This window comes from Pseudomaricurvus sp. ABR4_320, from assembly GCF_056159445.1.
Map to the genome: position 1 here is coordinate 41,094 of NZ_JBSWVF010000023.1, position 19,628 is coordinate 60,721.

The 19,628-nt window shown below is 51.5% G+C and carries 17 protein-coding genes; 10 read left to right on the top strand and 7 right to left on the bottom strand.

Features of this window, described 5'->3' with window-relative positions:
- The first annotated feature begins 8 nt into the window (after nt 1–8).
- On the top strand, nt 9–644 hold the full coding sequence (locus ACXAFR_RS24910; RefSeq protein WP_475182258.1) for an HAD-IA family hydrolase: 636 nt from the start codon (nt 9–11) through the stop codon (nt 642–644).
- Nucleotides 645–655: 11 nt separating this feature from the next.
- Here the strand turns inward: ACXAFR_RS24910 and ACXAFR_RS24915 are convergent, their stop codons facing one another.
- Nucleotides 656–1,657, bottom strand: a complete 1,002-nt coding sequence (locus ACXAFR_RS24915; RefSeq protein WP_475182260.1) for an adenosine kinase — start codon at nt 1,655–1,657, stop codon at nt 656–658.
- Nucleotides 1,658–1,856: 199 nt separating this feature from the next.
- On the opposite strand from ACXAFR_RS24915, the gene mrcB reads away from it, so the two are divergent.
- From mrcB to ACXAFR_RS24935, 4 genes are all read left to right on the top strand, one after another.
- Nucleotides 1,857–4,175 (top strand): penicillin-binding protein 1B, encoded by a 2,319-nt coding sequence (gene mrcB, locus ACXAFR_RS24920; RefSeq protein WP_475182265.1) that lies wholly within the window; start codon nt 1,857–1,859, stop codon nt 4,173–4,175.
- Nucleotides 4,172–4,603 carry a tetratricopeptide repeat protein gene (locus tag ACXAFR_RS24925; protein ID WP_475182266.1) on the top strand — a complete coding sequence of 144 codons (432 nt, stop codon included), beginning with the start codon at nt 4,172–4,174 and terminating at the stop codon, nt 4,601–4,603. Before mrcB ends, ACXAFR_RS24925 begins: the two co-directional genes overlap by 4 nt.
- A 281-nt stretch (nt 4,604–4,884) precedes the next feature.
- Nucleotides 4,885–7,230: a DUF1631 family protein gene (locus ACXAFR_RS24930; protein ID WP_475182269.1), complete on the top strand. Its 2,346-nt coding sequence runs from the start codon at nt 4,885–4,887 to the stop codon at nt 7,228–7,230.
- Nucleotides 7,227–7,595: a PilZ domain-containing protein gene (locus ACXAFR_RS24935; protein WP_475182273.1), complete on the top strand. Its 369-nt coding sequence runs from the start codon at nt 7,227–7,229 to the stop codon at nt 7,593–7,595. The genes ACXAFR_RS24930 and ACXAFR_RS24935 overlap by 4 nt, the downstream gene beginning before the upstream one ends.
- Before the next feature lie 58 nt (nt 7,596–7,653).
- On the opposite strand, the gene hemL is transcribed toward ACXAFR_RS24935, so the two are convergent.
- The 4 genes from hemL to ACXAFR_RS24955 form a co-directional block, all read right to left on the bottom strand.
- Nucleotides 7,654–8,934: a glutamate-1-semialdehyde 2,1-aminomutase gene (gene hemL, locus ACXAFR_RS24940; RefSeq protein ID WP_475182277.1), complete on the bottom strand. Its 1,281-nt coding sequence runs from the start codon at nt 8,932–8,934 to the stop codon at nt 7,654–7,656.
- A gap of 132 nt (nt 8,935–9,066) precedes the next feature.
- Complete coding sequence (gene thiD, locus ACXAFR_RS24945; RefSeq protein ID WP_475182278.1) at nt 9,067–9,864, bottom strand: bifunctional hydroxymethylpyrimidine kinase/phosphomethylpyrimidine kinase; 798 nt, start codon at nt 9,862–9,864, stop codon at nt 9,067–9,069.
- Nucleotides 9,865–9,930: 66 nt separating this feature from the next.
- Nucleotides 9,931–10,374 carry a protoporphyrinogen oxidase HemJ gene (gene hemJ / locus ACXAFR_RS24950; RefSeq protein WP_475182281.1) on the bottom strand — a complete coding sequence of 148 codons (444 nt, stop codon included), beginning with the start codon at nt 10,372–10,374 and terminating at the stop codon, nt 9,931–9,933.
- Between the two features lie 26 nt (nt 10,375–10,400).
- Nucleotides 10,401–12,167 carry a chloride channel protein gene (locus ACXAFR_RS24955; RefSeq protein ID WP_475182284.1) on the bottom strand — a complete coding sequence of 589 codons (1,767 nt, stop codon included), beginning with the start codon at nt 12,165–12,167 and terminating at the stop codon, nt 10,401–10,403.
- Nucleotides 12,168–12,312: 145 nt separating this feature from the next.
- On the opposite strand from ACXAFR_RS24955, the gene argC reads away from it, so the two are divergent.
- From argC to erpA, 4 genes are all read left to right on the top strand, one after another.
- Nucleotides 12,313–13,368, top strand: coding sequence for an N-acetyl-gamma-glutamyl-phosphate reductase (argC, locus tag ACXAFR_RS24960; protein WP_475182286.1), 1,056 nt, complete (start codon nt 12,313–12,315; stop codon nt 13,366–13,368).
- A 46-nt stretch (nt 13,369–13,414) separates the two neighbouring features.
- Nucleotides 13,415–14,152 (top strand): DUF6776 family protein, encoded by a 738-nt coding sequence (locus ACXAFR_RS24965; protein ID WP_475182289.1) that lies wholly within the window; start codon nt 13,415–13,417, stop codon nt 14,150–14,152.
- 27 nt (nt 14,153–14,179) lie between these two features.
- Nucleotides 14,180–14,605: a bactofilin family protein gene (locus tag ACXAFR_RS24970; RefSeq protein ID WP_475182292.1), complete on the top strand. Its 426-nt coding sequence runs from the start codon at nt 14,180–14,182 to the stop codon at nt 14,603–14,605.
- A gap of 155 nt (nt 14,606–14,760) precedes the next feature.
- Entirely contained in the window at nt 14,761–15,114 is a 354-nt protein-coding gene (erpA, locus tag ACXAFR_RS24975; protein WP_475182294.1) for an iron-sulfur cluster insertion protein ErpA, read from the top strand.
- On the opposite strand, the gene ACXAFR_RS24980 is transcribed toward erpA, so the two are convergent.
- Nucleotides 15,076–16,212 carry an anhydro-N-acetylmuramic acid kinase gene (locus ACXAFR_RS24980; protein WP_475182297.1) on the bottom strand — a complete coding sequence of 379 codons (1,137 nt, stop codon included), beginning with the start codon at nt 16,210–16,212 and terminating at the stop codon, nt 15,076–15,078. The genes erpA and ACXAFR_RS24980 overlap by 39 nt on opposite strands.
- 8 nt (nt 16,213–16,220) lie before the next feature.
- Nucleotides 16,221–17,378, bottom strand: coding sequence for a peptidoglycan DD-metalloendopeptidase family protein (locus ACXAFR_RS24985; RefSeq protein WP_475182302.1), 1,158 nt, complete (start codon nt 17,376–17,378; stop codon nt 16,221–16,223).
- Nucleotides 17,379–17,790: 412 nt separating this feature from the next.
- Here ACXAFR_RS24985 and tyrS point away from each other — a divergent pair, with 412 nt between their 5' ends.
- The gene (gene tyrS / locus ACXAFR_RS24990; protein WP_475182304.1) at nt 17,791–19,095 is read left to right on the top strand and encodes a tyrosine--tRNA ligase; all 1,305 of its coding nucleotides are present in this window, start codon (nt 17,791–17,793) and stop codon (nt 19,093–19,095) included.
- The last annotated feature ends 533 nt before the right edge of the window (nt 19,096–19,628 follow it).

The window sequence follows — 19,628 nt, forward strand, 5'->3', positions numbered from 1 at the left end:
TGGTAAAGATGGTTGATTGCGTAATTTTCGACTGTGATGGCACTTTGGTCGACAGTGAGCTGTTGGGGTGTCTCGGGCTTGAAATCATGTTGGGTGAGCTCGGCGTTCGCATGAGTGCCGCCGAGTTGGTAGAAGAGTTCAAAGGTGTACATACCGATTTGGTGGTAGAAATCTTGGCGGCACGGTATGACCTGTCGCTGCCGGCGGATTTTATCAGTAGCTACCGATCGCTCTGCAGAAGCCTATTTGACGATCGCCTTCAGCCTGTCGCGGGCGTGCCGGAGATGTTGCGGCAGATTCGACAGCCGCGCTGTGTCGGCTCAAACGGGCCGCCAGATCAAATTCGTCGCTCTTTGCAAACCACGGGTATAGATTCTTTTTTTGGAGAGAATATTTTTAGTGCCTACGATATTGGCGTGTGGAAACCCGAGCCGCAGTTATTTCTGCATGCAGCGGAATCAATGGGGGTAGCGCCAGATAAGTGCGTCGTTATTGAAGATACAATGCTGGGGGTCTCAGCTGCAGTGGCAGCCGGTATCCCAGCATTTTTATACGACCCCAATAATGACTTTGCCGACGGCCTAGGTTATAGCCGCTTTGCGTCTATGGACGCTCTACCAAAGATATTGGCGGCGATGGAATAGGGCGCTAGCCCTTAGTTTCCACTGATTTCGCTGAGCAACTGCTGATGCTGCTCGGGACGCAGGCGTGGACCAAATTGACTGACGACCTGCGCAGACGCACGGCTGGCGAGTTTTCCAGTTTGCTCTAGTGACCACCCTTGGCTCAGACCGAAAAGAACGGCACCGGCAAACATATCTCCGGCGCCATTGGTGTCGATGGCCTCCACCGCGAAGGCATCGACGCTGACTTGCGTGTCACCGTCAATCAACAGGGCTCCCTCGGCACCGCGTGTAATTGCCAGTGTCTTGGCGAACTTACGCAGCGCGGGGATCGCCGCTTCCAGCGATTCGGCAGCGACGAAGCCCTTGGCTTCGGCTTCATTACAAAACAGCAGGTCGACGCCGTCGCCAATCATTTCTTTTAAGCCGTCGTTGAAAAACTCGACCATGGCGGGGTCGGACAAGCTGAGTGCAACTTTGCGACCGTTAGCTTGGGCAATCTCCCGCAGGCGAATGGCTGCCGCGCGGCCCGTTGGTGATGTCACCAGATAGCCTTCCAAGTAGACATAGTCGCTGCCAGCAGCTGCGCCTTCATGAAGTTCATGGGTCGACAGAGTTTCACTGATACCCAGGTAAGTGTTCATGGTGCGTTCGGCGTCTGGGGTGATCATGACCAGGCATTTGCCGGTCATGCCTGAAACAGGCTCGAGTTCTCGGTGATAGTCGACGCCGGCTGCTTCCAGGTCGCTCAGATAAAAGAGACCATCGTCATCGTTGGCAACTTTGCAGGAGTAAAACGTCTTGGCGCCAAAATACCCAGCCGCGATAATGGTGTTGGCAGCCGAGCCACCACTGGCTCGGGCGGAGCCTTTCAGGTGATCCGCGAAGTGATTCAGCAGCTCGGTTTGTCGGTCGTAGTCAACCAGAGTCATTAGGCCTTTATCAATCGACAGTGTGCTGAGATCCTGGTCGCTGACTTCGACTTCTGTATCAACGAGGGCGGCACCGATGCCGTAGATGTGGTAATCACTCATAGTTGGAGCTCCGTATTCTTTGAATTGCGCACCGTGCACTGGGTAATTGTCGCACGGTAATCTTGTGGACCATTTGAGCTGTCAGAATCAAAACAGCGCGTAGGCTGTTTCGAAGTATGGCCGATCTGATCAGCGGTGGTCAGGATAAGCGCTATATTATGCCTTGTAACCTAAGTAAGAGTCAGTACACTGCGCCCCCATGGCAAAATTCCGTCGTTCCCCCAAGAAAAAATCCAAACCCGTTAATCAACGTCGAAAAATACTTTGGCGATTCGCTTTCGGCTTTATGGCCCTTGCTCTGGTTATCTTTTTTGTCTGGACTGTGTGTCTCGATATCGAGGTACGACAGAAATTTGCCGGCCGTAAATGGGAGCTTCCCGCCCGAGTCTATGCCCAGCCACTAGAGCTCTACACGGGTAAGCCTCTGCGCCTGGATGATTTGAGAGTGGAATTAGGAGCCCTGGATTACCGCCCGGTTGAACAGGTAACTCGACCTGGCCTCTGGAGTTTGCAGGGGGATCGAGTTGAGATTTTCCTGAGGGATCGACAGATTGGAAGCGTGACCCGGAGTCAGCAGCGTGTGACTTTTCGCTTGAGGGATGATCGGGTTGCGGACTTCCGTGTCGTCGATCAGCCGGCCGAAGCCATAGTGACTTTGGAGCCCGCAGTGATTGGTGGCATTTATCCCCGCCGCCAAGAGGATCGAGAGCTGGTCAAGCTGGAACAGATCCCGCCGCTGCTGGGCGAGGCATTGATTGCTGTGGAGGATCGCAATTTCGCCAGCCATCATGGTGTATCGCCAAAAGCCATCCTGCGCGCGGCCGTTTCCAATGTGCGTTCCGGTCGTGTTGTACAGGGCGGGAGCACGATTACTCAGCAGCTCGTTAAGAATTTTTTCCTCGACCCGAGTCGCAGCCTTACCCGCAAAGCTACTGAGGCAATGATGTCGCTGTTGCTAGAGCTCCATTTTAGCAAAGGTGAAATTCTCGAAACCTACATCAATGAGGTATATCTCGGTCAGAGTGGGCCTCGACAGATTCATGGATTTGGACTGGCATCACGGCATTATTTCCAGAAGCCCCTGGTAAGTCTGTCGACGGCAGAAATCGCATTATTGGTTGGCTTGGTAAAAGGTGCGTCTTTTTATAATCCCTGGCGCCATCCCGAGCGAGCGAAAGAGCGACGGGATCTCGTACTCGATGTTCTGGCGCGCGAAAAGCTGATCAGTCCTGCCGACGCTGAGAAAGCCAAGGCTGAGCCACTGTCTGTCGTGGATCCTTCTCGGCGAACACTCGGTAGCTATCCCGCGTTTATCGATTTGGTCAAACGTCAATTGCGTAAGGACTACAGCGACGACGTTCTTGCTGTCGAAGGTCTGCAGGTCTATACGACGCTCTCGCTTTCCGCGCAACGCAAGGCGGAAGAGGCGGTCGCGGAAAAACTCCAACAGCTGGAAGCGGATTATAAGGTGGCGCAGGATTCTCTGCAGAGTGCCTTGGTTCTCACCAGTGTTGGCAGCGGTGAGATAGAAGCGGTCGTCGGTGATCGCGATGCAAAATTTGCGGGCTTCAATCGAGCGCTGGATGCTCGTCGGCCCATCGGATCTCTGGTCAAGCCCGCGGTATATCTTAGTGCCGTTACGGCGGAAGGCGGGCACCATTTGGCGTCTATCGTGAGCGATGAGCCCATCGCTGTTGAAGAGCCCAATGGTCAAGTGTGGCGCCCCAACAACTTTCGTCGCAGTTCGCACGGCGAGGTCACTTTGTTGGAGGCTTTGTCCCATTCATACAATCAGGCAACGGCCCGCCTTGGAATGGAAGTTGGTATTCCTGCCGTTACCCAGACGTTGCAGCAGTTGGGGGTGAATACGGCTATTCCGCAGGTGCCGGCGTTATTCCTGGGGGCGTTGAATCTGTCGCCGCTGGATGTCACTGAGATGTACCACACAATGGCCAACGACGGCATTTACATGCCCTTGCGGGCGGTGCGTTCCGTTTTGGATGCGGAAGGTAATCCTCAGCGACGCTATCCGTTAAAGTTACAACAAACTCTGGAACCCTCGGCGGTACACCTGATCCAATATGCACTCCAAGCAGTTATGCAAGAGGGGACAGGGCGAGCCGCCTACCAGCGCTTGCCTCGCTCATTGATGTTGGCGGGAAAGACCGGAACAACCAATGGTCAGCGTGACAGCTGGTTTGCGGGTTATGATGGACGCCATTTGGGGGTCGTGTGGGTTGGCAGAGACGACAATGGCAAAACGCCACTCACTGGTTCTTCGGGAGCCCTGCGTGTCTGGACGGATTTGTACGCGCGAATGGCGACGGAATCCATACAGTTACAAGCGGCAGAGAATTTAAAATATTTGTGGATCGACCCTAAAACGGGTTTGCTCAGCGGTGAGAATTGTGAAGGCGCCCAGCTGGTACCCTTTACAGAAACACGCCGGCCGAGATCCAAGGGGAGCTGTGTGCACCTGCAGAATCCCGTTATTCATTGGTTTAAGAAAATACTATGATTCGACACACTTACAGAATTGTCTGTCTGCTGGTGGTTTTAGTGCTCGGTGGCTGCCAAACGTATCAGCCTCAGTCTCCAGCACCTCAGCGTGACGCTGAAGTTCAGACGCCTGATTGGCCAGGGTCACAGCCTCAGGATGATGCCCCGGCGCCGGCCTCGCCGTCAGCAGTGGCTCTTCTGCAAACTCAAGTGGAGACCGCAATGGCGGGAGAGGATTGGCCGCAAGCGATAGAAATTGCCGAGCGAGGATTGCGCATCGATCGGCGCAATGGAGACTTTTACACGGCCCTGGCCCACAGCTATTTGGCCCTGGGCCAAACCGAGCAGGCTCGCAACTTTGCCATGCAGGCTCAGCGATTCTGCGGTCGCGATTGCCGCGAGGTGAAGGCGTTGTTGTCCGAGCTCGATGCGACGTCCGCACAATAACGTTCTCTATCGGTGGTAACTCCCCGTTACTGCCTTCCCTGGGCTGTTCTGGCTCAAATCCTACCATTTTGCGGTGAGTAGACCTCGTTCACGCGGATTCTTGACTAAACTGATCTATGGACTGTTGAAATTTTTTTGACAGCGGGATGGTGTATCGAAAACTCTGTTGATCGATAGGCCTCCTGAGATTTTCAAGGTCGCGATCTGGTGAGTGGTTCTGCAGGCGGCTCCCATATCCCCGCGCCGAAAGCACACACGGTTTTTTTAGGATTGAAACCAGTATGAGCAACGCAGGTATCGATAACCGCCGTTTCGAACATCAAGAAACGCCCTCCGAACTCAATGACCAGTTGGTTGTCGAGCGCCTCAAGGCCTGTCAGGGGTATGCTCTTGAGCACGCTGGACGGCGGTTTAAAGATTTCTATATGAGCTTGGAAGAGCAGGTTCTGCAGGCCGTAGATGCGGCGAAAACCAATCAAGAGAGAACGGTTCTCAGTGAACAAAGCCGGACGCTAAAACAGGCACGCGGAGAAATTGAGCACTATTTTCTCGGTTTTTTCGGGGAGGGGTTTATTCGCTTTAAGCGCGGGGAGCTGGCAACGCATACCGGTGAAGAGCGATTCCAGGAGGATATTCTCTCGTTGGTGGATAACGAAGACCTGGAAGAAACAATCGCGATCTCCTCGATTACTCACCGAGCGGAAAACCAATACGCAGAATCGCTTTGGGCGCTGAATCAGAGATTGGCGATTCTCAATGGCGGTAGCAAGATCAATGATCGCGGCAATCCGGTTGGGCCCATTCAATATTGTGAAGCCCTGCGAAAATCCATGGCGCGAATCAATCTGACCACCAGTATTAAGATTCTGGCGTATAAAACGTTTGAGCAAACACTGGTCAATCAGTTGGCAGAGCCGCTCAGTGAGGTCAATGATTACTTGGCCTCCCAGGGAATTCTCAGCAATCTGAAATACCGCCCATCAACCAATGATGGACCGCCAGTTGCTGAGGTTCGGGAATCGCGGGTGGATGAATGGAACGACGTTGCAGGCAATCCCGCCGAACTTCTAGCGCGACTGGCAGGGCAGACATCACCAGAGGAAGGGAGCGGCTATTTGCAGTCTCCCGATCCAACATTGCCGCCAGCGCAATACCAGTGGCGCCTGGTTGATTCCATTCGCACTCTGCAGGATCGTCTTGGGCAATTGTCCACGGACACTCAGGCGGTTGCTGGAGGCGCGGTCGGTGATGAGCCAGTACCTCCTGCGAATGTCGTCTCGGCACAGCAATTGGTGGGTGCCCTACAATCGTTGCAGGCACAAATGGGCGCCACCGCGCTGACGCAGTTACAAGCGGCATCTCAGGGGACGGTCTCTACCCTGTCAGTGGCAGATACTCGTGCTCAATTTATCGCACAACTGGGGCAGCAAACTGGGTCCGATGATGCCATTAGCTCATCGGATATGCATACCATTGATCTGGTGGGAATGCTGTTTGAATACATGCTTTCCGACGACAATCTCCCTGATTCTGTCAAAGCGCTTTTAAGCTACCTTCATACATCATTCCTAAAAGTTGCGTTCCTAGACAAGGATTTCTTTGATCAAGCAGAGCATCCGGCTCGTTTGCTGTTGAACGATTTGGCAGAAGCCGGTGTGAAGTGGGTGGGGAATGACGGGAGCAGTCAATACGACATCTATGAAAAGATAAAGAATGTCGTTTCCCGAGTGTTGCAGGAGTTTGATTCCGATGTGCGCTTGTTTGCGGAGCTGCTGCTGGAATTCAGCAGTTTTACCAAAAACATCGGGCGTCGCCAGGAGTTGATGGAGAAGCGTGCCCTGGAGAAGGTCCAGGGTGAAGAAAAGCTTCGTGAAGTCAAAATGCGCGTCAATGAGGAGGTGCGTTCGCGCACGGATAGTCGTGAATTGCCATCGGCTGCGCTCTTATTGCTGCTGCAGCCCTGGTCGGATTACCTGACCTTTACGCTGTTGCGTTATGGCGAAGATTCAGAGAGTTGGATTCGCGGATTGGAAGCGGTTGATGATCTTATTTGGTCGATCGAGCCCAAGGCTGATGAGGACGATAAGGTCCGTCAGTTGGAGATGCAGGAAGATTTGATCACTGTCCTAGAGGCAGGTTTCAAGTCGATTGGCTACGATCAGGCCAAGGGGAAAAAGCTTTTAGATGCCGTCGTTTCTCTGCAAAAAATGGCGATACAAAGCATGGCTGTCGAGCCCGCCTCTCAGCCGATGCGCAGTAAGCTTGAGGCTATCGCCGATGAAAAAGCGGGTAAATCTACCGATGACGAAGACGGCCCGACTCCTGAAGAGCTGGAGATGGTTGAGCACCTGAAAATGGTCGAATTTGGGACCTGGTTCGAATTTGAAGGAGGGAAACGCCTCAAGGTTGCTTGGTATAACGCCAAGACTCTCCACTACATGTTGGTCGACCAGATGGGTAAAAAGGTGGCAATGATGGCGGGGCTGGAGCTTGCTCGCGACATGCTTCACAAGCGCGCCAAGGTCATCGCCGGAAGTTCTAAGCCGTTTTTTGAACGGGCTCTCGAAAATATTTTCCAGAATCTGAATAATCAGGCTGAGGGAATACCACAGGAGCACAAGTCATGAGTGAAGCCCCCTCAGAGGCCGTCGTCGATAAACGAGCCTTAGAACGAAGTTATTTGATCGACGATGTCAGTGTCGAAGATGTGAGCACAGGCGAGACTCTCGGCTATCTCGTTAATATTCATGCTGAAGGAATATTGGTGGTTGGCGCCAAGCCACTGAAGGATGATCACATCTACCAGGTTAGACTGGTGCTGCCAGAACCCATTGACGGTGAGTCCATTCTTTACTTGGGGGTGGATTGTCTTTGGGCGAGAAACGCGGTCAAATCAGATTCATTCTGGTCCGGCTGTAAAATTATAGATATTGCTCCGGATATGAAGCAGCGGATCGGCAAGTTGGTCGGTCGCTGGGGTATTTCCGCCTAATAATCCAGGAATACCTGAGCCCTGGCGTAAAACAGAAAGGGCTCAAGCATTTTTTATGTTATAGGGTTGCGAAAACCGATTCCGCTGCTGCTAATGTCATGTCGATATCATCGTCTGAATGTGCAGCAGACATGAATCCCGCCTCATAGGACGCTGGCGCTAGATAGATCCCGGCATTTAACATTCCGTGGAAAAATCGGTTGAAACGCTCAGTATCGCAAGACATCACTTGGCCATAATTGGTCACCTTCTCTGCATCGGTAAAAAAGACACCGAACATACTGCCGACGTGATTGGTTGTGAATGGAATACCTGCTTTCGCGGCTCGCTCTCTGAGTCCGCTCATCAATCGATCTGTATGCTTAAACACGGGTTTGTAGAAATCGTCTTGCATACACATTTCAAGGGTTTTTAACCCGGCTGCCATTGCAACAGGGTTGCCCGACAGGGTGCCTGCCTGATAGACGGGGCCTAGCGGCGCGATGCTCGACATAACGTCTCTATGACCGCCAAAGGCGCCAACAGGCATTCCTCCGCCCATGACTTTACCCAGAGTTACTAAGTCTGCGGTAATGCCATAGTAGCCTTGTGCACCGCCCAGACCGAGACGAAATCCTGTCATGACTTCATCAAAGATCAACAGACTGCCATGCTGATCGCATTGGCTGCGCAGGGCTTCGAGAAAGCCTGGGACGGGGGGAATACAGTTCATATTCCCAGCTACTGGCTCGACGATGACGCACGCAATCTGCTCGCCGAGTTTGGAGAATGTCTCTTCAATGCCTGCGATATCGTTATAGGTCAGAGTGATCGTGTGCTCGGCGAGGCCTGCGGGTACGCCGGGGGAACTCGGTACTCCTAGCGTCAGGGCGCCTGATCCAGCTTTTACAAGCAGCGAGTCCGAATGGCCGTGGTAGCAACCTTCGAATTTGATGATTTTATCGCGCCCGGTGTGGCCGCGGGCGAGCCGTATGGCGCTCATTGTCGCCTCGGTTCCCGAGTTCACCATACGGACCATGTCCATGCCCGGCACCAGTTCGCATAAGGTATCGGCCAAAGTGGTTTCAATGGCTGTGGGCGCTCCGAAGCTCAATCCGGAACGAGCTTTTGCTACAACGGCTTCAACGATTTCAGGGTGGGCGTGGCCGTGGATCATTGGTCCCCAGGACAAGACATAATCGATATAACGCTTACCGTCGGCATCGTACAGATAGGGGCCTTCCGCTTTTTCAATAAAGACGGGTGTGCCTCCAACCGCGCGGAAGGCACGAACCGGTGAATTTACACCGCCGGGTATGCGTCGTTGTGCGAGAGAATAAAGATCCTGAGAGCGGCTCATGTCATGGCTTCCGGTTTATTGGGTGTGAATTACGGGCGCGCAATTTAGGCGCCTTGTGACGAGTGCCATTGTAACCGCTGATCACCTTCACGCCGATAGCTGGAGGTAAGGCCAAGACGGAATCGGTGAGGTTCAGCGATTCCTGTCTGCCCAGAAAAAGCGATTTGGGGTGGCTCGTCCCATGCCCAGTCGTCTGGCATGGCTCATGGCCTGGCGGGTGAAGTTGATTCCTTGTTCAACGGCTTCTTCAACAGTGAGCGCATGTCCAATGTAACAGCTTAATGCCGCTGTAAAGGTGGCGTGACAGCCGTCGCAAAAGAAATGGGATTCCTTCCAGGAAAAATTCCTAATTAGACCTTGCGGGCCGTACAGCTGATTGTGGGAATCGCGTTCTGGCAGACCGGAAAGGACGAGGTATTCGCAGCCTTTATCCAGAATTTCTCTGGCTCTGGCTTTGACGCTGTCGGCTTGCTGAGCAATCTGACAGGCATTTTCATAATCGAGAGAGGTGACCAAAGAATGGGGGAGAAGTAGCTCTTCCACCGCAGCAGCCACTTCGTTGGAATGGTCCAGCTGTGAATTAACGCTCTGAGTCAACGGTGCGACAACAACGGGAATGTTTGGATAATCCCTTAAAATTGAGTGGATGGCTTCGACGTTTTCGATGCTCCCCGCGAAGCCCACCTTTATTGCCTTGACTGGCATGTCTTCGAGGATCGCCCTTGCCTGATGGATAACCAGTGTGGGATCAACGGGGTAGATATCTGCCTGATCGGCAGTATCCGTAGCAAATAACGCCGTTATGATGCTGGCGCTGTGACAGCCGAGGCTGGCAGCACATTCGATATCAGCCTGGATCCCGGTATTGCCTGACGGATCGTGGTGTAGAAATGAGAGAATAACGGGTGGCTGAGCGGTTAATGCGGTCATCGAGAATCCATCCTGTACCGTTATTGGTTTTTCATGAGTCTATCACAGCTGCAAGTTTGCGTACTTTTATACGGGTTTAACGACTACGAGTATGACAATGGCAAACAGGATCAACACTGGAATTTCGTTAAAAATTCGGTAGAAGCGATGACTGCGCTGATTTTCTCCCGAGGCAAATTTTTTCAGTAGTCGACCGCAACCGTGGTGATAGCCTACCAGAATAACGACCAGCGTTATTTTGATGTGAAACCATACCGCAGTTCCATAGAAACCCCAGTTGCTGATCGCCATCAAGATACCAAAGAGCAGTGTGAGCCACATAAAGGGCGTGATGAACCGGTAAAGCTTGGTTTCCATCATGAGCAAGCGCTCCTGCACGGCAGCGTTTTCAGCCATGGCGTGGTTAACGAAAAGCCTCGGCAGATAGAATATTCCGGCAAACCAACAGACAACAAAAATAATGTGGAAGGCTTTTAGCCAGAGGAAGTAGGGGAGCAGCGCTGCAGCCATGGTTAATGCCCTTGATTGTGTCGAAATTACATCTGATAGAAGTTGTCGATCTGGCTATTGGTGATGATACCGATCACCGGTGACAACAAATCGGAAACCTTGCGTTCTACGTAGAGCGCGTCGGCTTTGTTCTGTTGCAGCATTTGCTGAGCTTCATAGAGGCTCGCCTGTTGCTGAATGGGTTCCAGCCGAAAGCGGCGGCCGGGAATAGATAATAGTTCGATATCCTCTTCCGTTTTGGCTTCGTCTGAGTCCAGAAATGCAGAGACATCGGCGGCTGACAGCAGAAATTTATCCCGGTCAGGCTCGTCGATCACCAGCCATTTCGGTTTCTGGAGTAGCTTGGCGGTCAGTTGACGTACAGACTGCTTGTTGGGCGTGCGCAGAAAATTGGTTTCCATCACGCTGCGGACGCCGACTCGGTCCAAGGCGCGACGTATCGGTCCTCGTTTCAGGCTGAATCCATTCGCCTCCAGTTGTGCGAGAAATATCCCGTCGCATCGAAATAATTGTCGGGTGGTAATTACGGCCACGACCACAATAAGCATCGTTGGGAAAATGCTGTGGGGATTGTGGGTAAGTTCAAAAACGGTTATCAGGGCGGTGAGAGGTGCGTTGATGACGGCGGCCATCATGGCCGACATTCCCATAAGTACATAAAAGCTTGGATTACCCCCGCCTGGGGCGAGGTTTTGCACAAGTAAGCCAATACAACCCCCAAGAGCCGCACCGATAAACAAAATTGGACCGATGATTCCACCCGGAATACCGAGGCCGCCGCTGACGGCTGTGGCAATCAACTTCCCGATTAAAATGCCTATGAGAAGCGTTAGTGCAATTTCTCCGTGCATGGCCGCGTCGAGCGTGTCATAGCCAATTCCCAATATCTGTGGGTAGGCTAGGGCTATGAGTCCCGTGAGCGTTCCTGCGATGAGAATGCGGAGAAAAATCGGGCGCTCTCGATGTTTGTTCATGCCAAGCTGTATGCGAATAAACAAGGCGGCAAAAATTGCGGTAACCAAGCCGGTTAACGCGATTAGTGGCAGTTCCCAAACAGAATTCATCTGTGGTGGTTGCACAGAGAAGGCTGGGTCGGTTCCGAAGATGAGCTGGCAAATGGTCGCACCTGTGACTGACGCCATAATTACAGGGATAAAACCGGCGATGGTGTATTCCATCAAAATAACTTCCATGGAAAAAATGACACCGGCCATGGGGGTATTAAATGAGGCTGCGATCGCAGAGGCGACACCGCAACCGATCAGCGTGCGAAGACAATTGTTCGGCAGCTTTAACAGTTGTCCGAGCTGGCTGGCGGCCGCGGCTCCCATATGGACGGCAGGGCCTTCTCGCCCCATCGACTGTCCGGAAAGGAGTGCGATAATGGCGCCAAAGAATTGCACGAGGCTGTTCGCGAGGGGCAGTCTGCCCTGGTGGTTATTGAGTCGCTCGAGAACGTGGGAGACACTGACTTGGCGATAGCGAGCAGGGGTGTAATGCAGAAGCGTACCGAGTATCAATGCGCCGCAGAATGGCAGCAAGAAGTGCCAATAGCGAGGTAGCGACTCGAAATCATCGCTGTTGCTACCAAACAGCGCCAGAAGTGGTTCGTCAATGGCATAGCGAAAAGCGACGATTATGCCTGCCGCCATCATGCCGCAGAGCAGTCCCAGAATGGTGAGCTGAGGAAGGGCATCCAGATGGGCGACGCGATGGCGAAGGCGATCCAGTAATAGCTGCGTCCGGTGATTTATTTTCTGCCGTAAGGGCGATTCGCCACTCGCCTGTGTCATATTATAAAATCTGTCATTCCGTAAGCCATCAACTCAGGCCTGACTGTGTTGTCCCCTGTCAGGTGATGACATTTTGGCGTTAAATGGTCGTCGGAGCAATTACGTCGGGCGCACGAGATGGGCTTTCTGCGTCGGCAAAAACGAAATGGGAGTACAAATAGTGATCAATGTGGGCATTGTGGGTGGAACTGGTTATACCGGCGTCGAATTATTGCGCTTGCTGGTTAATCATCCGGAGGTCAATTTGCGAGCCATTACCTCTCGGGCGGAGGATGGTGTGCGTGTTGAGGATCTCTTTCCCAGCCTGCGAGGTTTTACCGATCTCAAATTTTCTTCGCCAGATCCCGCTGAGTTGGCGGCTTGCGATGTCGTGTTTTTCGCAACCCCTCATGGTGTTGCTCAGTCGACGGCGGCAGATCTGCTTTCACGCGGGACGCGGGTAATCGATCTGTCGGCAGATTTCCGTATACGTGACGCAGAGTTGTGGAGCCAGTGGTACGGCATGAGTCATGGCGCGCCAGAATTATTGAGCGAGGCCGTTTACGGTTTGCCGGAAATTAACCGCGACAAAATTGCCGGCGCACGACTTGTGGCGTGTCCCGGTTGCTACCCTACGGCTGTGCAACTTGGCTTCATGCCTCTCATAGAGCAAGGCTTGGTCGATGCCAAGTCGCTGATCGCCAATGCCGCATCAGGCGTGAGTGGTGCTGGTCGCCAGGCAAAAGTCGATAATCTGCTGACGGAGGTCAGTGATAGCTTTAAGGCGTACGGCGTTTCCGGGCATCGCCATCTACCCGAGATTGAACAGGGATTGGGGGATATGAGCGCCAATTCAAGTGATTCAATTAAATTGACCTTCGTACCTCATCTCCTGCCAATGATTCGGGGCATTCACGCGACGCTCTATGCTAGGCTTAAAGTAGATCAGGGAGATTTGCAGTCTCTGTATGAAGAGCGCTATCGGCAAGAGCCTTTTGTCGACGTGATGCCTCCGGGCAGCCTTCCTCAGACCCGGTCGGTGAAGGGCAGCAACTATTGTCGAGTATCGATTTTTCAACCCCAGGGGAGAGATACCCTGGTTGTGTTGTCAGTCATCGATAATCTGACCAAAGGCGCTGCAGGTCAGGCCGTACAAAATATGAACATCATGTTTGGTTTTAATGAAAGCCAGGGGCTGCAGCAGCCGGCATTGCTTCCCTGAGGAGGCGCTTCAGCCGGAGGTCCCGGCGGAGGTTTTGGATTATTCAATGACAGTAAAAGGCAGTAGCCAGCATCGAATGCTGGTCGTGCCCTGGCGCCCCTGGCTCTATGTTGCCATTGCAATGGGGCTTTGCACGCTAATTATTCTGACGGGCTGGGTATCTTTTCAGGCTGGAATACGTGCGCCAGGCTTCTCTCCTTCACCCATCACCGGCGAACCTTTTGATCTTCAGCGTCAGCTTGAATCGACACGCTACGAAAATGCCGAATTGCGGCAGCAAGTGGCAAATCTAACGCTGGGGGCAAAGATTGATCGGGAGGCGACGGAAGAATTACGGCAGCAGGTGATACAGCTTAAATCGACAATCGCTACTCTCGATGAGGATATCACGTTTTATCGCGGGCTCATGTCGCCCTCAGGTCAACAAAAAGGGGTGGCGTTTGGAGCATTTTCGTTGGCTCAGACGGAAAAGCCAGGTCGTTTCGACTATAAATTAACGGTACAGCAATTTGCTACGCGACATGAGTTGGTCAGTGGCTGGCTCAATGTGGATATTGTTGGCAGGCAGGATGGAAAACTATTGCGTTTACCCCTGGATTCGATTTCCGCCGATAATGCGAAGCGAGATATCAAATTGCGGTTTAAGTACTTCCAAAATATTTCTGGTTCCATGGAGTTACCCGAAGGATTTGAGCCGGAGCGTATTGATATGGCGGTACATACTCAGGGAAAAACCCCCGCTGAGATCAAGAAAACACTGGCTTGGGCGATAACAGAGAGGTAGAGAATGGGCCTGACGCGAGGAAAGAAGATGTCATTATCTCCCGGTGGAACAACGCTGATCTCAGCAGCTACCGAAATTACCGGTGATATTGTCTTTAGCGGCAATCTGGAAATTGAGGGGCGGGTTACCGGCAGTGTGATATCAGTTCAGGGGGCAGATGCCCGCGTTAGAGTCATGGATAAAGGCGTGGTTGAGGGGCAGATCCGAGCGCCAGCCGTGATCATTAACGGATTGGTAAAGGGTGAAATCACCTCTACGGAGCATTTGGAGCTTGCCGCCAAAGCCGTGGTTCAGGGAAATATCTATTATCGATTGATTGAAATTGTTAAAGGCGCCCAAATAGAGGGGAGTATGGTGTTTGCGGGGCCTGAAGCGGAAATGGCATCTCTGGAAGTTCTGACAGATCTTTCAGCTGCTGAGTCTAGCGAAGCGAATAAGTTGGCAAAAAGCTAACCGTTTTGCCTTTTGGCAGAACAAACGTTGATTCGCAGGGCCCATCGTTGCATTGACGGCGCTGAAACCAGTAACATCTTCACTTGCTAACCGCTTTGTTTCCACCGGTAATGGCCCAATATCAGCGCCATTGCTGTTTGTAATTGGATAATGCCATGAGTACGCCAGAGATATTTACCCCACAAACGCTGAATGTTACCGGCAGCGCAGTGGCGAAAGTACGTGAATTGGTTGAAGAAGAGGAAAACCCCGATCTGAAACTACGAGTGTTTGTCACTGGAGGAGGCTGTTCAGGTTTCCAGTATGGGTTCACTTTTGACGAAATTGCTGCCGATGATGACGCCGTCATCGACGAGGGCGGAATCACGTTGTTGGTGGATTCGATCAGTTTTCCCTATCTCGCCGGGTCGACTGTAGATTATGAAGAAAGTCTGCAGGGGTCGCGATTCCTTGTACAAAACCCGAATGCATCATCCACGTGTGGCTGTGGCTCGTCCTTTGCGGTTTGACGGATATATACCTCCTAAAACGGTATAGTCTACGGCGCCGGTAGCGCTGGGCTCGTTCCCTGCCAGTCCCTCGAGTGTTTGTTTTGCAAGCCAAGCAAAAGCGGCGGCTTCAACTTGCTGAGGGTGTATGCCCAATTGAGTTGTACTTGCGACGGGCGCTGAGCAACTTTTGCTCAATCTTTCCATTAAAAAGCCATTTTCTGCGCCACCGCCACATATGTAGATTTCATTACAGTGGGGGGCGTGCGGAGCGATGGCTTCGGCAATTGTGATGGCCGTAAATTCACATAGTGTCGCTTGGATATCTTCGGCTCGTAAGTGCCCGTTGTCCTTTAGAATGGTTTCTAGCCATTCTAAATTGAACATCTCTCTCCCGGTACTTTTAGGTGGCGGCGCAGAAAAATATCTATGTTCTTTGAGTTGCTGCAATAATTCGGGAGAAGCGCTGCCGCTGCGCGCCCAATCACCGTTATGATCGTAGGGCAAATTCTTATTTTTACCTATCCATGCGTCCATTAAGACATTCCCTGGACCGGTATCAAACCCTGGCGCTCGGTTTTCTGAACTTAAATCAGTAATGTTGGCGATACCGCCAATATTGACGATGGCCCGAGGTGTTGCCGGGGAGCGAAAAACAGCATTGTGAAAGGCCGGAACCAGAGGCGCCCCTTCGCCGCCAAGGGCCATATCACGCCGGCGAAAATCTGCGACAGTGGTAATTTCTGTGCGGGCAGCAATGACGTTTGGGTCGGCAATTTGCAATGTGAATGGTGCTAGCTCGCCGCCGGGAGGGCGATGGCGGATGGTCTGGCCGTGACTTCCGATAGCTTCGATATCTGTGGCTGAAAGTTTGCTGGTGTCGAGTAAAAGTATGGCTGCTTGTGCAAAGATTTCTCCCAACTCACGGTCCAGTTGCCCCATTCGATCGATTTCGTTACCACCTTCTTGGCACAGATCTAAAATTGCTTGGCGTATCGATTCGCTGTAGGGGAGGGATGAGTGACCATTCAAGCGCAGGTTGAGACCATCATCTTCGAGTAACACGGCCTCCACGCCGTCGCAGCTCGTACCTGACATCAAGCCAATATATCTTTGCATACAGCTCCTTATTGCGCGTCGTCAACGCGTGCGAGCATCACTTCTTGATGATGTTTTTCCAAGTTTGCCAGCAACGGCTGTGTTTGTGCGGTAAATTCAGCCAGCTCGTTTTGAGGGACGGAAGCAGCTTTGGGGAGTTTCTCAAGAATTGTGCGGGGGTTGCGATGTACGCCATCTAGAAGGAATTCATAGTGTAAATGCGGCGCAGTTGAGTAGCCTGTTGTCCCGACAGTTCCAATTTTTTGCTTTTGCCTAACTCTTTGGCCTTTCTTAACGAGGCGTTTATCCAGATGGAGATATTTCGTTTGAATATTATTGCCGTGCTGGAGAACGATGTAATTGCCATTCGGTTTGGAATAACCGGATTGCAATACACGCCCATCTCCAGAGGCCCAGACGGGCGTTCCTCGTGATGCCGCGTAATCGGTGCCTCGGTGGGGGCGGACCGTTTTCATGATGGGATGGAGTCGGCGAGGATTAAAATTAGAACTGATGCGTCGAAAATCCAAAGGAGCCCTCAGAAATGCTTTTCGCATGCTCTTACCTTCGGGGTTGTAGTAATGAGCTACGCCTTCTGGGTTTTGGTAGCGCACGGCACGAAAGTGGTTCCCTTGGTTGATGAATTCTGCTGCCAGAATATTGCCATTGCCGACTTTTTGTCCGTCGAGAAAGCGTTCCTCAAACAGGACTCTGAATTGATCGCCCGAGCGAATATCGAGTGCGAAATCGATATCCCAGCCAAACACACTGGCGAGCTCCATGATCAGATCAACGTCCATATGGGCTTTTTGACCGGCAAGAAACAGGGAGTCAGTAATGGTAGCCTCGCGATAGGCGAGGTGAACATCAGGCTGAATTAGTTCTATCTTATGATCAAACGAATCGCCTTTGGTTCGACTGTATAGCTCGCTTTCGAGTTGTGTTTTGCGATATCTCAGACTGAGCAAACGGCCTTCTTCTATGTTGAATTCCAGCTCGTGACCCGGATGAATTTTCTTCAGGTGGTCAGTCGCTTCATTGGACTTCATAAAGACATAAAGGTCTCGGTCCGAGAGGCCTGCGCGGTGGAAGATTAGTGATAGATTGTCGCCGGGCCTAACCTTTTCTTTATGCCAGTCGATGGTTGGTAACTGGGTTTGGGCAACCGGAGCAAAAGATTCGACCATCAGTTCTTTAACATTGGTATGAATTGAAAGGTCAATAGGTTGCGAGTGTCGCTTCGCCTCGACGTTTTTAGATGGAGGCAGAAAAGCTGCGCAGACCAGTCCCATTCCCAATAGGCCAGCGGTTAGAATATGGCGCTTGGGGAACCCGGACTTCCTTTTCTGTCTACGCCTGTTGCTTGAAAATTCAGTGGGTTCCATAAAACAGGTAAAGTGACTTTATAAAAAAGTGGATTAACGCGTTATCTTATAACAAATAATAGTCTCAAAAACATGGGAAACCGCAATTTGCCGGGCCTCTTTACTTTTGGCGACTTGTCATCATTGGCGAAACCGGTATCTTTCGCCCTTTCCAAATGGTCAAGAGGCCATTTGTTTTTGTTCTTATTTAGTTTAGTCGATGGGGCGCCTCTATATGTCGAGCACTGATTTACAGCTTCTAGCAGATCTGAAAAAGCGTGATTTAATTGCGCAGTCTACGGCAGAGGACGGATTGGAAAGCTATCTCAACGAGGCTCCCAGGACTCTGTACAGTGGCTTTGATCCAACTGCAGACAGTCTTCACATCGGTCATTTGGTTCCTCTTCTCATCCTTGCCCGTTTTCAGCGAGCGGGGCACCACCCAATTGCTCTTGTTGGTGGGGCGACTGGATTGATAGGTGATCCCAGCTTTAAAGCCGCAGAAAGGCAGTTGAATACCCCTGATGTGGTCGCTGGCTGGAGTGACAAAATTCGAGCGCAAGTTAGCCGTTTTATTGATTTTGAAGCGTCAGAGAACCCCGCGCAGGTCGTCAATAATTATGACTGGACTGGGAGCTTGAATGTTCTGGATTTCCTCAGGGATGTTGGAAAACATTTCTCTGTCAATAACATGATAAATAAAGAGTCTGTGCAGCAGCGCCTCAATAGAGAAGGGGCGGGAATCTCTTTTACTGAGTTTTCTTATTCATTGCTGCAAGCCATGGATTTCGCAGAGTTGAATCGACTCTACGGCTGCACCTTACAAGTGGGGGGTAGTGATCAGTGGGGCAATATTGTTGGCGGTATCGATTTGTGTCGACGCCAGAACCAAGTCCAGGCATATGGCTTGACAGTGCCATTGGTTACAAAAGCTGATGGAACCAAGTTTGGTAAAACTGAGTCCGGTGCCGTTTGGCTGGATCCCACGAAAACATCGCCTTACATGTTCTATCAGTTCTGGCTAAATGTTGCTGACGCAGATGTGTATAAGTTCCTCCGTTACTTTACCTTTTTGACGCTAGACACTATTGAAGAAATTGAATCGGAGGATAGGCAGGCTACAGGTCGACCGAAGGCGCAAGGTGTTCTCGCTCGAGAGATGACGAAAATGGTGCATGGTGAAGAAGGCTTGGCTGCTGCACTGCGCATTACTGATGCCCTCTTCAATGGTGATCTGAACGAGTTAACCTCAGAAGACTTGACTCAGTTGGCCTTGGATGGATTGCCTTGTACTGAACTCAGTTCGGAAATGGTTGGCTTGCCATTGACGAGTCTGTTTAGTGAGTGTGGGATGGTTAAGAGCGGCAAAGAAGTTAAAGATGCTCTATCAAGGTCGGCAGTGGCGATTAACGGCATCGCAATTGGGGTGGATCAGAATATGAATGGAGCAGATCTATTTCGCTCTGGCCAAGGGCTTCATGGGCGTTACTTCCTGGTTAAGCTCGGTAAGAAAAAGAGCCATTTGTTTCAGTGGGGGTGAAGGCCATCCTTGATCAATATTTCACCAGTTTTGAGAAATATTTCAGCGTAGAAATATTTTTTTAAAAAGTTTGAAATATTGCTTGTGTTGCCAAAGGCCCTCTGTATAATGCGCGGCTCTTGAGGGGGCAGCGACGCATTTCAAGAAGATGTTTTCAGAGATTTAAGTCTTTGAAAAAGATTGAAAAAAACGCTTGCCAAACTTAAGAAAACGCGTAGAATTCGCGGCCCTTAACAGGGTGAGGTGGCAGCCACCTCAGATGGTTTTGAAAGCTTTTAAGCCTTTCAAGATTAACTGAAAAAAGAGTTGCCAACCTCGAAAAGATGCGTATAATTCGCATCCCACGGTTCAGGGGCTAAGCCAAAAAGCTTAACTCAAAACCGAAAAAAACACAGAAGCCTGGCGCTCTGTGAGCTTATTAAAAAGACGATCAAGCAATGCGTGTGGGCGCTTGTGGGGCGATAAGGCAATATATCATCGTTCACAAGTGACCTGACAATTCATAACGTGAAGTGTAAAGGTTCAATTGCGAG